Genomic DNA, 14,496 nt, shown 5'->3' with positions numbered 1-14,496 from the left:
GTTGACACATGATAAATATTATAGATCTATGAGAGCAAGAATAACCTTATTATTATTCGCCATTCTTTACAGTTTCACTTGTCTGGCACAAACTAATTTTGAAAAACACTTCACGAAGAAAAGTCTCCGGATTGATTTCGCATTGAGTGGAAATTGGGATTTCCAAGCCGCCGCCATACAACAACTCCGGGAAGAACCTGTCTGGGCGGGGCCGGTCAAAAACTTGATCGATCCGTTTGGTTATGGAGGGTATTATATTAATGTATATGATAAAGCCGGTAAAGAGTTGATCTACTCACGAGGATTCAATACGTTATTCGAAGAATGGAGAAGTACGGAGCAAGCGAAGACCGAGACACAATCTTGGACAAATAGCATCTCTATCCCCTATCCGAAAGCTCCTGTCATCATTGAGATTACGGCAAGAGACAAGGCCGACATGCAGTTCCATCCTTTATTGAAACAAGAGATTGATCCGGCCAGTATTTTTATTGACCGGGGGAAACTCAAGGAAAACCGGATCACAAAAATCCAATATAACGGGGATTCCTCCGGGAAAGTAGACCTCGTATTCTTAGCGGAAGGTTATACGGCGGACGAGCAAGAGAAATTTGTAGCTGATGCCAAACGTTTTACGGAGGCATTGTTTAAGACCCCGCCTTATGACACTCGCCGGGAAGATTTCAATGTCTGGGCGGTAGATGCCGTTTCGGAAGAATCGGGAACAGATGTATCCGGTAAAGGTATATTCAAGAATACCGCATTGAATTCCGGTTATTATACGTTTGGGGTAGATCGCTATTTAACCACCCCGGATATGAAGTCTATACGTGACGCCGTATGGAACGCTCCTTGCGACGCAATCTTCATCTTGGTAAACACGGACGCTTACGGTGGTGGCGGTATGTATAATTTTTATGCCATGGGAACCGCCGATAACCCACGTACCCCAGTCGTATTCGTTCACGAGTTCGGACATAGTTTCGCCGGCCTAGCCGATGAATACTTCAGTTCCGAGGTCGCTTATCAAGATTTTTATAATTTGAAGTACGAGCCTTGGGAACCGAACATCACGACCTTGGTTAACTTCGATGCTAAATGGAAAGATCTTCTACCGACTAATACACCGATACCTACCCCATTAGATGACGCCCATAAGGATAAGGCAGGCGTATTCGAGGGAGGCGGTTACATCGCTAAAGGCATTTATCGCCCGATGGATCACTGTATGATGCGTGATTACGCTCCATTCTGTCCAGCTTGTAGCCGGGCGATCTTACAGATGATCGATTACTTCACGGATAAACCGATAAAACATTAAAAGGAAAGAGCGGGTACCCTAATAGCTTTGTTACATCAACTATTAAGATACCCGCCAGCACTAACCTATCAACATTTATTTCATCATCGGAACTTCTATCAAAAGAACTTTAGCGTGCTTCAAGACTTCTATCGTAATGCTATTGGTTTCCCAGAATCCGGCCCCGTCACGCTTAGACAGGATCGTATTACTTACCTCCACCTCTCCGTCGATCACGAATAAATAAACCCCATTATTTTCACTATGTAGCTTATACTCCTTTACTTGACCGGCATCTAGGTTTCCTAAAGAGAACCAAGCGTCTTGGTTGATCGACGCAGGAGCGCTACCATCCGGAGCGATGATCAAGGACAACTTATTCTTTTCCGAAGTAACCGGACGCACGTCATAACTGGCATAATGAGGCTTGGTATTCTCCTCACGGGGAAATACCCATATTTGCAAGAACTCCAATTGTTCATTACCGCTGTCGTTGAACTCACTATGCACGATACCGGTACCGGCGCTCATCACCTGAATATCTCCCGGCGTAATCACCTCGCTATTCTTTATGCTATCCCCATGGCGTAAATATCCCTTTAACGGGATGGAGATAACCTCCATATTCTTATGTGGATGCATATCGAATCCCTCACCCGGCGCCACGGAATCATCATTCAATACACGTAGCATCCCGAAATGAACCCTTTCCGGATTGTAATAATTAGCAAAACTAAACGTGTGATGTGTTTTCAACCAACCGTGATTCGCATACCCTCTGGATTGAGCCTTATCAACTACAACTCTCATATTTTCCTCCTTTTTAAATCTACATTAATAACAAATCCATAACTATAAATGTTGCGTGACGCATATTTCGAACATTTCATGTAAACATGTGATTCATATATGAACAGAAATCGCTACTTTTGCGCAATTAAAAAAACTCATCCTGTAAATATAAAATCTTATGGCAATCTACTTAAACGATGTATCGAGAACATTTGGTGAGTATTTACTTATTCCCGGTTTAACCACCAAAGAATGTATTCCCGCAAACGTTTCATTGAAAACGCCGCTTGTGAAATTCAAGTCTGGCGAGAAATCCGCTATTGAATTAAATATTCCTTTCGTTTCCGCGATCATGCAATCGGTTTCCGGCCCTAAACTGGCAATCGAGTTGGCTCGCAACGGAGGACTTTCCTTCATCTTCGGCTCGCAACCGATCGAGAGCCAAGCGGATATGGTTCGCAAAGTAAAGAAATTCAAGGCCGGATTCGTTATCAGCGACTCTAACCTTACGCCCGAGAATACCTTGGCCGACGTGCTTGAGCTAGTCCGCCGGACAGAACATTCTACGATTGGTGTAACAGATGACGGTACGCCTAACGGCAAATTGCTAGGTATGGTAACCAGTCGCGATTACCGTGAAGGCAAAGACCCGATCGACATGAAGGTGAAAGATTTCATGACCCCGTTCGCTAAACTAATCGTTGGCGAGCTAGGCATGACCTTGAAAGAGGCGAACCAGATTATCTGGGATCATAAGTTGAATACATTGCCAATCATCGACAAGGATCAGAAGCTTCAATACTTCGTATTCCGCAAGGACTACGATAGCCACCGTGAGAATCCGAAAGAGTTATCCGGCGGAGATAAGAAATTATTAGTAGGTGCCGGTATCAACACCCGCGACTATAAGGAACGTGTTCCGGCATTGGTAGAGGCTGGCGTTGACGTATTGTGTATCGACTCTTCCGACGGCTATTCCGAATGGCAGTACGAGACCTTGCACTGGATCAAGGATACCTACGGAGACAAGGTACTGGTTGGTGCCGGAAACGTGGTTGACCAAGATGGTTTCAACTACTTGGCTGACGCCGGAGCGGATTTCATCAAGGTAGGTATCGGTGGTGGTTCCATCTGTATCACCCGTGAGCAGAAAGGTATCGGTCGCGGACAGGCTACCGCCTTGATCGACGTAGCGAAAGCTCGTGACGAGTATTTCAAGAGACACGGCGTTTATATCCCTATCTGTAGCGATGGTGGCTTGGTACACGATTACCATATGGTATTAGCGTTGGCTATGGGTGCCGACTTCCTGATGATGGGCCGTTATTTCGCCCGCTTCGACGAGTCTCCTACGAAGAAGATGAAAATCGGAAACAACTTCGTGAAGGAGTATTGGGGTGAGGGATCTAACCGTGCGAAGAACTGGCAGCGCTATGACATGGGTGGAAACGAGTCCTTGAAATTCGAGGAAGGCGTGGACAGCTATGTACCGTATGCCGGAAAATTGAAAGATAATTTAAACGTAACATTGGGTAAGATGATCGCTACGATGTGTAGCTGCGGTTCCATCTCTATCCAAGAGTTGCAGCAGCATGCCAAGATCACGCTTGTCTCCTCTACAAGTATCGTTGAGGGTGGCGCTCACGACGTGATCCTGAAAGAGCAGAATTAATTACAATATGTATTCTAGTAGAGGCGTGGCACGCTACGTCTCTACTATTTACACATTCAAATAATTTACCATGAAAAATCTATTACTTACAGTTATCCTTTTGTGTTTTTGTTTGCCATTCGTAAAAGCCGCCGATCAAAAGATGATCTTAATCTCGACCAACGAGACGGACTTGATTTTACAAGTAGCCCCCAACGGACGGCTCTACCAAACTTATCTGGGAAATAAATTAGTAAACGAATCCGAATTTGAGAACCTCTCATGGAATATCCAAGCCGGAACGGATGGCAGCGTATCAACCCGTGGATGGGAAGTGTATCCTTGTTCAGGAGCGGAGGATTATTTCGAACCGGCTTTCGCCATCCAGCACAACGACGGGAACATGACCAGTATATTCAAGTATGTTTCCAGCGAATCCAAGAAACTAGACAATAACGTTACGGAGACAATCATCTCCCTGAAAGATGACGTATACCCAGTGGAGGCTAAATTGCATTATGTAACTTTCGCTAAAGAAAACGTCATCAAGGCTTGGACCGAGATTCGTCATATGGAGAAAAAACCGGTCACGATTACCCAATACGCTTCCAATATGCTTTATTTCGAGAGTCCTCGCTATGTATTGACCGAGTTTAGCGGTGACTGGGCCAAGGAAGTACAGATGAGCAGCCAAGACTTGAAATTCGGGAAAAAGATTATCGATACGAAACTAGGCTCCCGTGCCGCCATGCACGCTTACCCGTTTTTTGAGATTGGGTTAGGTGCCCCGGCCAGCGAGAATACAGGAGATGTTTTAATGGGAACGATCGGTTGGACTGGAAACTACCGCTTTACGTTCGAGGTGGACAACGCCGGTAACCTTCGTGTCATCTCCGGCATCAATCCCTATGCGTCCGCCTATGAATTGAAGCCGAACGAATGGTTCGTCACCCCTGAGTTTATCTTTACGTTGAGTAACCAAGGAACCGGAAAAGCCAGTCGTGATATCCATGATTGGGCACGTAATTACCAGATCAAGGATGGTAAAGGCGATCGCCTTACCCTACTGAACAACTGGGAATCGACCGGTTTCAATTTCAACGAGAAGAAATTGGAGGAACTAATGAAAGAAGCCAAGCATCTAGGTGTAGATATGTTTTTGCTGGATGATGGTTGGTTCGCTAATAAATACCCTCGTCAAAACGATAAGGCCGGATTGGGAGATTGGGAGGTTACCCATGATAAGTTGCCGAACGGCATTCCTCATCTGGTGCAGACCGCTAAAGATGCCGGCGTGAAATTCGGTATCTGGATCGAGCCGGAGATGGTAAACCCCAAGAGCGAACTTTTCGAGAAACACCCGGATTGGGCGATCCATCTACCGAATCGTGAGACTTATTACTACCGCAATCAACTTGTCTTGGACTTAAGTAACCCGAAAGTACAGGATTACGTATTCAGCGTAGTGGATAATATCATGATCGAGAATCCGGATCTGGCTTTCTTCAAATGGGATTGCAACAGCCCGATTACCAATGTCTATTCTCCTTACCTCAAGGAGAAACAGAATCAATTATATATCGATCATGTACGAGGAGTCTATAACGTATTCAAACGGGTAGCCGAAAAATACCCTCACCTACCAATCATGCTTTGTTCCGGTGGTGGAGCCCGCTGTGATTACGAGGCATTGAAATACTTCACGGAATTCTGGTGCAGCGACAACACCGATCCGATCGAGCGTTTGTATATCCAATGGGGATTCTCCCAGTTCTTCCCGGCAAAGGCAATGTGCGCCCACGTGACTAGCTGGAACAAGAATACCTCCATCAAGTTCCGTACCGACGTGGCCATGATGTGTAAGATGGGCTTCGATATCAGCTTGAAGGAAATGAACGAAGACGAGATGAAATATTGCCAAGAAGCGGTTGCCAACTACAAACGTCTAAAGGGCACAATCCTCGACGGCGATCTCTACCGTCTTGTTTCCCCCTACGAGACCAACCATTCATCCGTGATGTACGTGGATAAGGCAAAAAGCAAATCCGTCCTATTCGCTTATGATATCCACCCTCGCTTCGGAGAAAAGACTTTCCCCGTAAAGCTACAAGGATTGGACCCGAATAAGAAATATAAGGTACAAGAGATAAACCTCATACCGGGCCAGAAATCGACCTTGGTTACCGACGGAGGTACCTTCAGCGGAGATTTCTTGATGAAAATAGGAATGAACGTGTTCTCTACGGCTCATGCCCGTAGCAAGGTCATAGAGCTGACCGAGGTTCATTAACTGTCAATTGTCAACTATCAACAGTCAGCTAAACATGGACATTATCCACGAAATAACCCCACTATCGGAAAAGGATTGCTTCTACATCGTAGACCGACGTAAGACAGAATTTACCTATCCGATCCATTGCCACTTGGAGTACGAGCTCAATTTCATTGAGCACGCTCCGGGGGTAAGGCGTGTGGTCGGTGATTCCGCGGAAGTGATCGGAGAATACGAGTTAGTATTGATAACCGGGAAAGAACTGGAACATGTCTGGGAGCAGAACGCATGTAAATCGCCTCTGATCCATGAGATCACGATCCAGTTCTCTCCCAATCTCTTCGGGAATAATATATTGGAGAAAAACCAATTCAACAGTATCCGGAAAATGTTGGAGAAAGCTCAATGCGGCATCAGTTTCCCTATGTCTTCCATCTTGAAGGTTTACCATTTACTGGAAAAGCTGGTTTCCGAGGAGCAAAGTTTTTATGCGGTCATCAACTTCTTGACCATCTTGTATGAGCTTTCCATCGAGGAGGACTACAAAGTATTGGCTAGTTCCTCGTTCGCTAAAATAACAGATATACATTCCGAGAGTCGTCGTATCCAAAAAGTACAAAATTACATCAACGAGCGATACCAACAGGATATCCGCCTGAACCTACTGGCTGAACTCGTAGGTATGGCCCCTTCCGCTTTCAGCCGTTTCTTCAAGTTGAGGACAGGGAAGACCCTCTCCGACTATATCACCGATATCCGTATCGGTTACGCCGCCCGCATGTTGGTGGACACGCAACGATCCATCGCGGAGATTTGTTATGACTGCGGCTTCAATAACCTCTCGAACTTCAACCGTATCTTTAAGAAAAAGAAAAACTGCTCTCCCAAAGAGTTCCGGGATAACTACAAAAAGACAAAAATCATTGTATAAGAGACCTTTTTAACAGGGATAAATACATATCCCCCCCTATTTGTATACAAAATCCCCCCTTCTCTTTTCCTTCACACATCTATCTTTGCGACCAGTCACAAAGGCTTTCATGCCTACGGCTACCCCATCGATGTGTTAAAAATACACTCCGGCAAAAAAGTATTATTCTTGGATAAAATAGTATTTGAACGCACTTGGGATCCGACGTAATTTTGCGACAGAAATTAACAATACATATTAACAACAAAAAACAATTGCCTATGAGGAAGGACCGAGAATCTAATGTTTTTAGCAGTTAACCGCTAATGACCCTATTGAGTAAATGAATTTTAGTTTAGCCTTATATGATTTAATGTAAAAAATAATGAATTCAACAATTAAGAAAACGACGCTGTTTTTAGGCGCATGTATGGCCTTCCAGCTAGGTGGCATACCACAAATGTTAGCCGCCCCTAGTACTTCGATGGAAGTCATGCAACAAACAAAAAGAATCACTGGTACCGTGAAAGACGCAACAGGAATGGAAGTCATCGGTGCCAATGTTATCGTAAAGGGAACGACAAACGGAGTGATAACCGATTTGGATGGTAAGTTCAGCTTAGAGGCCGTCCCCGGCTCTATCATAGAGATCTCCTACATCGGTTATATGACCCAAGAGATTCCCGTAACCGCCCAAACATCCGACTTACAGATCACCTTGAAAGAGGACTCACAGAGTTTGGACGAGGTAGTGGTAGTAGGTTATGGTGTACAAAAGAAAAAGTTGGTGACAGGTGCGACCGTAGAGGTAAAAGGCGATGAAGTCGCTAAACGTAATACGATCAGCCCACTAAGCGCATTACAGAATCAAAGCCCGGGTGTCAATATCGTGGCTTCTTCCGGTCAGCCGGGTGACGGATTTAAAGTAAACATCCGTGGTGCCGGTACGAATGGAGATACGGCTCCTATCTATGTTATTGATGGTGTGGCCGGTGGCGATATCAATTCCTTGAACCCTGCCGATATCGAGCGTATCGACGTATTAAAGGATGCCGCTTCCTCCGCCATCTATGGTGCCCGCGCGGCGAATGGTGTTATCTTGGTTACCACAAAACAAGGTAAAGAAGGAAAAGTGCAAGTATCCTATGACGGCAACATCGGTTGGCAGAATGTAGTAAAGATGCCGGATATGCTTACCGCCAAAGAATACATGGCCGTTCAAGACCAGATCAACTTCAACGCCGGCGTATCGCCCTTCAATTGGTCACAATACCTAGACGCAGATTTACTGGAATCCTATCAAAACGGTTCCAACCCGGGTACGAACTGGCTGGAGTTACTTCGCAACAAGAACGCGATAACCACATCTCACTCCGTGAACGTGACCGGAGGTTCAGAGCTCTCCAAGTTCTCTACTGGCGTAGGTTATCAGTATCAAGACGGTATTTTCGGTGGTCCGGTTAAATCCGACTACAGCCGCTTCACCATTCGTTTAAATTCCGAGCATATCCTTTGGAAAAACAAGGATCTGGATATCATAAAATTCGGTGAGAACGTATATTACCAACACACATCCAACCAAGGTATCCAAATCGGTAACCAATACTCCAACAGCATCTATAGCATGATGGGAGCCAATCCATTGGTTCCATTATACAATAGCCAAGGAGAGTTATTCGACTACGACGACCTAATCGCGCAAGGATCCGGAGCAATGGGTTTACTCGGGCTCAACCAATACATCAATAACCCGATGAACACCTTGCTAAATACCACCAGTGGCAATAATAAAAGCCGGAACCACAATCTTAGCGCCATCGGTTATATAGAGATACAGCCGTTAAAGGATTTGAAGTATAAAGGCCAAGTCTATTACAAACAGAACTCCAGCCTCTACAAAGCATACAACGGCATCTATAAAAATAATAACAACGACCAGAATACGGATGATTATCTGGACGAGAATATGACCATCGGTTGGAATTGGGGTATGACACATACATTGAGCTATGCTTTCGACGTAAAGGAGAATCATTTCGACGTATTGGTCGGTACAGAGTATTCCAGAGAAGGTAATAATATGTCGGAAACCATCGAAGGACACGCCACGACCAGCATCTTCGGAGATTTCTCGCATGCTTACTTCAACAACTTCTCCGGTCGTACCGCTGGTATAGTGGGAGGATATCCCGTGGATGATCACTCCATCCTATCCTATTTCGGCCGTATCAACTACGACCTCAAGGAAACTTATATGTTTAGCGCGATTGTCCGTGCCGATGGTTCCTCCAATTTCTCCAGCGGTCATCGCTGGGGTTACTTCCCCTCATTCTCCGCAGGTTGGGTGATGAGTAACGAGAGCTGGATGGAAAACACGAAAAACTGGATGGATTTCTTGAAGGTTCGCGCCAGTTGGGGACAAAATGGTAACGAGAATATTGGAGCGTACAAATACGCCTCCACATACGCGTTCGGTGATTTAGGACTTTATTCCTTCAATAATAATAAAAACGGAGGAACCCAAGGCGCTTACCCCTCTTTGTTACCCAATAACGAGATTACATGGGAAACATCGGAGCAGACGAACGTAGGTTTAGACGCACGCTTCTTAAACGGCCGGTTAAACGCAAACTTCGATTGGTATAGTAAGAAAACAAAAGATTTGCTGATCGACGTACCCGTATCTTCAATCAACGGTTTCTCTTCCATGGTCGCAAATGCCGGTACAGTTAAGAACACGGGTATCGAGCTTGCCTTAAATTGGAGGGATGAGGTAGGCTCAGACTTTAGCTATGGCATCGGCTTGAACCTCGCGCATAACAAGAATGAGGTAACAGAAGTTAATAACGGTACTCATTACGTAAATGGAGGTAACGCTCTTCTGTCCGAGGGAACCACCTATATGGCCCGTATGGAAGAAGGACATCCTATCGGTTACTTCTGGGGCTATAAGACCGATGGCGTGATGCAAAATCAAGCGGATATACAGGCCTATCTTGACCAGAATTGCGGTGGGGATGCCTCTAACTCCCTGCAAGGCACCTCGATAGCCCCGGGCGACTTAAAATTTGTCGATGTCAATGGCGATGGCGTGATCAACGACAGCGATAAGACGGAGATCGGTAATCCTCATCCAGACCTCACGATGGGCTTGAATCTAGATTTTAGCTGGAAAGGCTTTGACTTGAACATCTCCACTTACGGAGCGTTCGGCATGCAGGTTGCCCACACGTATCGTAAGTTTGGTAACGGACAGTTCGATAACTATAGCAGCAACGTCTACAATTACTGGCATGGCGAGGGAACATCCAACCGATACCCGATCCTGTTGCCCGGTAACACCGTGAACCATATCAACATTTCCGATATTTACGTGGACGACGCAGACTATTTCCGTATCCAAAACGTAACCTTAGGCTATGACATCAAACGTCTATGGAAAAGTTGCAAATTCCAGCAGCTTCGCTTGTATGTCTCCGCCCAAAACCTCTTTACCTTCACAGGTTATAAAGGAATGGATCCAGAGTGCGGAACCGCTCTCAACGATAAAGAGAGCTGGGTAACGGGCGTGGATGTAGGTAACTACCCCCAAGCGAGAACCTATATGGTAGGAGTTAATGTCAAATTCTAATAATTGATTATCAAGATGAAAAAAACAATATATTTAATCGGTATCGCGGCCTCGATCATGGGGGGAATCACCTCTTGTACGCTGGATGCCGAGGATTACGTAACAAAAAGTAGCGAGAACTTTCCCGCTACGACCGAGGATGCCACACAAGCGTTAGCCGGTATCTATCAGAACTTGAACCAAGTGTCCGCCACACCTGAGTGCTCTTTCCTTTACGCCGCCATGTTGGCCAGCGATGATTGCCTAGGGGGTGGAGGTCCGAACGACTTGCACATGCAATCTCTGGACATGTTGATGAACTCCAAGCAAGACATGACCCAACAATTCTGGAAAGACCGTTACCAAGGCATCAACCGTGCGAACTCCTTGCTGGATGGTATCGGAAATATCGAATTGGCAGAATCCGACAAGAACCAGATCGAGGGAGAAGCGAAATTCCTTCGCGCTTTCTATTACTACGAGCTGGCCTCCATGTACGGACGCGTCCCTCTGACAATCACCTCGCAATCCGTAGAGCCAAGCCAACCAACCGCAGCTGAGCTATGGGGACAAATCCTGCAAGACCTACGTGATGCCGCCGAGATCATGCCCAACACTCGAAAGACGGACGGACATGTCGATAAATACACCGCCGAAGCCATGCTTGGCCGTGCTTGGTTGTTCTATACGGGTATGTATTGCAATGGAGAAGACTTGGCCGCACTGACCAGTACCACTTACTCACCGTTGACTTCCGTGGCTTTGCCCGACGGCTCCACACTGACAAAAGACCAAGTGATCGGCTACATCGACGATTGCGTTAACAATTCGGGATACTCACTGGTCACGTCGGACTTCCGCAACCTTTGGGCCTATACAAACCGGTTTACGGTAGAAGATTACGACTATACCACCGGACAGGGCCTGAAATGGGTGGAAGATGACAATGCCGTAAATCCTGAGACATTGTTCGCTATCAAATACAACAAATTAGCCGACTGGAGCACAAGCATTGGTTACGCGAATAATTTCGCCCTACACTTCGGCGTACGTGGCATGGCAGGCGTGGCCGAATCGTTCCCCTTCGGGCAAGGCTGGGGAGCCGGACCTGCCGCCCCGAACCTCGTGAACGACTGGAGAAGCTCCGAACCTAACGACAAACGTCGTGACGCATCCGTTTCGGATTGCGCCGCTTGGACCGAGCAAGGATGGGCATTCGGTGGAGGTGGTGAGTTTATCCAAGAAACTGGATACCTCTCCAAGAAATGGCTCCCTGTAGCCGCAAAGAATGGAGACGCCTACTCCGTATGTTTCGAGAACCTGATGTACGGAACCGATGGCTGGGCTCAGAATTCCGAGAACTTACAGCTAAACAATATTCACGACCTTGTGCTTATCCGTTTCGCCGATGTATTACTAATGCAATCCGAGTTGAAAGAGAACACGGATGGAATCAACCGGGTTCGCGAGAGAGCCGGCTTAAGCCCTATTTCGTCCTACTCGCTCCAAGCCCTGCAAAACGAGCGCCGTTGGGAACTCGCATTCGAGAGCATTCGATGGAACGATATCCGCCGCTGGCATATAGCCGCCGCCGCATTGGAAAAGCAGACCAACGTGAAAATATACACCAATGGCCAAGAGGACTCTAACAAGGCTCACGGAGGTGGCTACGCCACCCGATATAACGCTACCGCCGGATTCTTCAAGATACCGGAGAGCGAGGTGGATATGTCGAACGGCAGCATTGCCCAGAACGCCGGCTGGGAAGGCTCGGACAGCCAATATAACCGCTGGTAAAAACGATTTCAACAAAGTCAAACTTTTAATTAGAAAATCATGAAGAAATATAGTATAGCTATCCCGCTATTCGCGATGCTCCTCACCGCCTGCGATCCTACGATAGAGGAAGAAGGCTCCATAGCAGCGAGCATAACAGAAACGGATCTGCAAGCCCGTGTAGAGCTTACGCAAACGACGGTCGGACAAAACAAGTTCACCTTCTCCACCAATCCCACGCTGACCGTACAGGTATTGGATCAAGACGGGGCCATCCTAGCCACCGGAACCGAGGGTTCCATCATTGGCACTCCTCCCCTCACGAGCTTGACCGTCCGGGTTATGAACCAAGACGGCTCCATCACCTCTTTCTCTAACGATGTGACGATCTCCGAGTATGTGGATGTGCCTTCTATTTATGAAGGATTATTCGGACCGGAGTATAATTCTGTAACTTGGGTTTGGGATACAGATGCCAGCAACGGCCTTTGGGGAAATGGTGCTTATATGGAAAGCACAGGTCCGGAATGGTGGCAAGTTCAAGCCACAGACATCGACCAACAATGTACTGAGAAAGGATATGCCAAAGATGGGTTAGAAGGTTGGATGACTTTTACCTTGGCTGGCAAGAAAGTAGAAACCAGCCGCGGTCAATCCGGAACAATCGCATGGGACTTATCCGCTGTAGCCAAAGAAGGTTGGGATCAAGGTACATTAACGTTCACCGGAACCATTCCTTTATTAGGACTGGTGAAAATGGGAGACACTGATGATACCTTCGCTCCTCAATATGAATATCACATCTTGGAAGCGGATGGTGAGCATCTTAAACTAGCGGCTCCGAAACCCGGCGCAGGTGATTGGGGAGAGGCTTGGTTCTGGAATTTTAAAACAAGAAAATAAAGAAAATATATCATGAAGAAAGTATTATTCATTCTATTTGCACTATTAACAACAACTGTTATTAATATCAATGCTGACGTAAATGGTCCATCACCTTCCTATGCCGCAGAAAGAGAAGGGTATTCAAAAATGTACGTTACAGCTCAAAATCAGGACGCCCATATATCAATGGTTATTGAAGATCAAAATTTCATGGAATATACTATCACCAGTGGTTTTTATAGTGGAGGTCCATGGGTTTACTTTGTTGAACATGGAAAGTATAAAGTTGTTTCCATAGATAAGGGATATAGAGTCTCTTGTAATGGATCTACAGTTCAAGTAGGATCTGTCATAACTTTTAGCGGCGCAACTGGGCATATTGGATTTTACGTAAATAATTGATCTAAAAATGAATATCACGATACTCAATGTTCTCCGTGACATTGAGTATCTCTGATCGGATAAATGAAGAAGATGTATCTCACTAGCAATATTTTATGATGAGATTATCCCAATAATTCATTCATTCTTGTTATATAAGAGGGGCGGAGCGTTTATCGTTCCGTCTCCTCTCTTTTTATCTTACACGGTACTCGCCCTGCAAATATCCTTCCGTCAACCAAACCGCTCTCCGGCCATCTTTTTGATTTCCATAGAGCATTTACCTTGACACACCTATTTTCCAAACCTAGCGAAATAGCGAGAAAGCAGTAGCAATAAGCACCCCTTTTTGTTAAAATACAGCGTTTTCCACACACAATAGGTGCCGGAAGCCTGCATAACTAGTCGTATTAGGCAACGCCAATACTGCCGTTGGGCATCGTAAGTAGTCAAGAATAGGGTTATGAGTCGTCGCAAATGGGCATTCTTACCCTGTTATAACCCTATTGTAGCACCGTTTTTCTTCCCTTCCTGCCCTCAAAACATGAAATACGATGAATAAATCCCGCTAGAATAAAAGGCCGTTTTCCAGCATTGCCCTATCAACCAATCGATTGTCGCTTTTTTCTTTCGTTTTCGGGAGCATACCGCACCTTTGCCCGAAAGAATCGATTCTCCGGGACTTAAATTTACAAACTGTCACTTTGCTAAAAGACGCAAGACAAGGAGATGTCAAGTATCCGTGAAAGATGATACATCTTACAACGGTAATATCATACATCCTACAACAGTAAGATCATACATCTTACGGCGATAAGATGCTACAACTGTACCTTACTGAAAATAAGTTCGTGCATTAAACTCCATAATCGGATTGAAGAGGTGGAGCGTAAACAAGGAATGCTGTATGGCAGACTTG

Annotated in this window: 9 protein-coding genes; 8 read left to right on the top strand and 1 reads right to left on the bottom strand. The window is 45.9% G+C overall.

What is annotated here, in order from left to right; translation table 11 throughout:
• The first annotated feature begins 28 nt into the window (after nucleotides 1-28).
• Complete coding sequence (locus tag DWY79_RS19045; protein WP_005865635.1) at nucleotides 29-1,321, top strand: M64 family metallopeptidase; 1,293 nt, start codon at nucleotides 29-31, stop codon at nucleotides 1,319-1,321.
• A 75-nt stretch (nucleotides 1,322-1,396) separates the two neighbouring features.
• Here DWY79_RS19045 and DWY79_RS19040 read toward each other — a convergent pair whose 3' ends face one another.
• On the bottom strand, nucleotides 1,397-2,110 hold the full coding sequence (locus DWY79_RS19040; RefSeq protein WP_122370075.1) for a pirin family protein: 714 nt from the start codon (nucleotides 2,108-2,110) through the stop codon (nucleotides 1,397-1,399).
• 160 nt (nucleotides 2,111-2,270) lie between these two features.
• Here DWY79_RS19040 and DWY79_RS19035 point away from each other — a divergent pair, with 160 nt between their 5' ends.
• The 7 genes from DWY79_RS19035 (at nucleotide 2,271) to DWY79_RS22835 (ending at nucleotide 13,598) form a co-directional block, all read left to right on the top strand.
• Complete coding sequence (locus tag DWY79_RS19035) at nucleotides 2,271-3,764, top strand: IMP dehydrogenase (protein ID WP_005855263.1); 1,494 nt, start codon at nucleotides 2,271-2,273, stop codon at nucleotides 3,762-3,764.
• A gap of 70 nt (nucleotides 3,765-3,834) precedes the next feature.
• On the top strand, nucleotides 3,835-6,033 hold the full coding sequence (locus tag DWY79_RS19030; RefSeq protein WP_122370073.1) for an alpha-galactosidase: 2,199 nt from the start codon (nucleotides 3,835-3,837) through the stop codon (nucleotides 6,031-6,033).
• A gap of 34 nt (nucleotides 6,034-6,067) precedes the next feature.
• A complete protein-coding gene (locus DWY79_RS19025; protein ID WP_008780999.1) occupies nucleotides 6,068-6,946 on the top strand; it encodes an AraC family transcriptional regulator in 879 nt (292 codons plus the stop codon).
• Nucleotides 6,947-7,310: 364 nt separating this feature from the next.
• Nucleotides 7,311-10,556, top strand: a complete 3,246-nt coding sequence (locus DWY79_RS19020) for a TonB-dependent receptor (RefSeq protein ID WP_122370071.1) — start codon at nucleotides 7,311-7,313, stop codon at nucleotides 10,554-10,556.
• Nucleotides 10,557-10,571: 15 nt separating this feature from the next.
• The gene (locus DWY79_RS19015) at nucleotides 10,572-12,332 is read left to right on the top strand and encodes a RagB/SusD family nutrient uptake outer membrane protein (protein WP_121961361.1); all 1,761 of its coding nucleotides are present in this window, start codon (nucleotides 10,572-10,574) and stop codon (nucleotides 12,330-12,332) included.
• A gap of 39 nt (nucleotides 12,333-12,371) precedes the next feature.
• Nucleotides 12,372-13,214, top strand: a complete 843-nt coding sequence (locus DWY79_RS19010) for a hypothetical protein (RefSeq protein WP_122370069.1) — start codon at nucleotides 12,372-12,374, stop codon at nucleotides 13,212-13,214.
• A 12-nt stretch (nucleotides 13,215-13,226) separates the two neighbouring features.
• Complete coding sequence (locus DWY79_RS22835) at nucleotides 13,227-13,598, top strand: hypothetical protein (protein WP_034532378.1); 372 nt, start codon at nucleotides 13,227-13,229, stop codon at nucleotides 13,596-13,598.
• The last annotated feature ends 898 nt before the right edge of the window (nucleotides 13,599-14,496 follow it).

The sequence above is a fragment of the Parabacteroides sp. AF27-14 genome (assembly GCF_003635425.1).
Classification (GTDB): domain Bacteria; phylum Bacteroidota; class Bacteroidia; order Bacteroidales; family Tannerellaceae; genus Parabacteroides; species Parabacteroides distasonis.
Note: the sequence above shows the minus strand (reverse complement) of the source record. Positions and strands in the feature narration are given on the sequence as shown.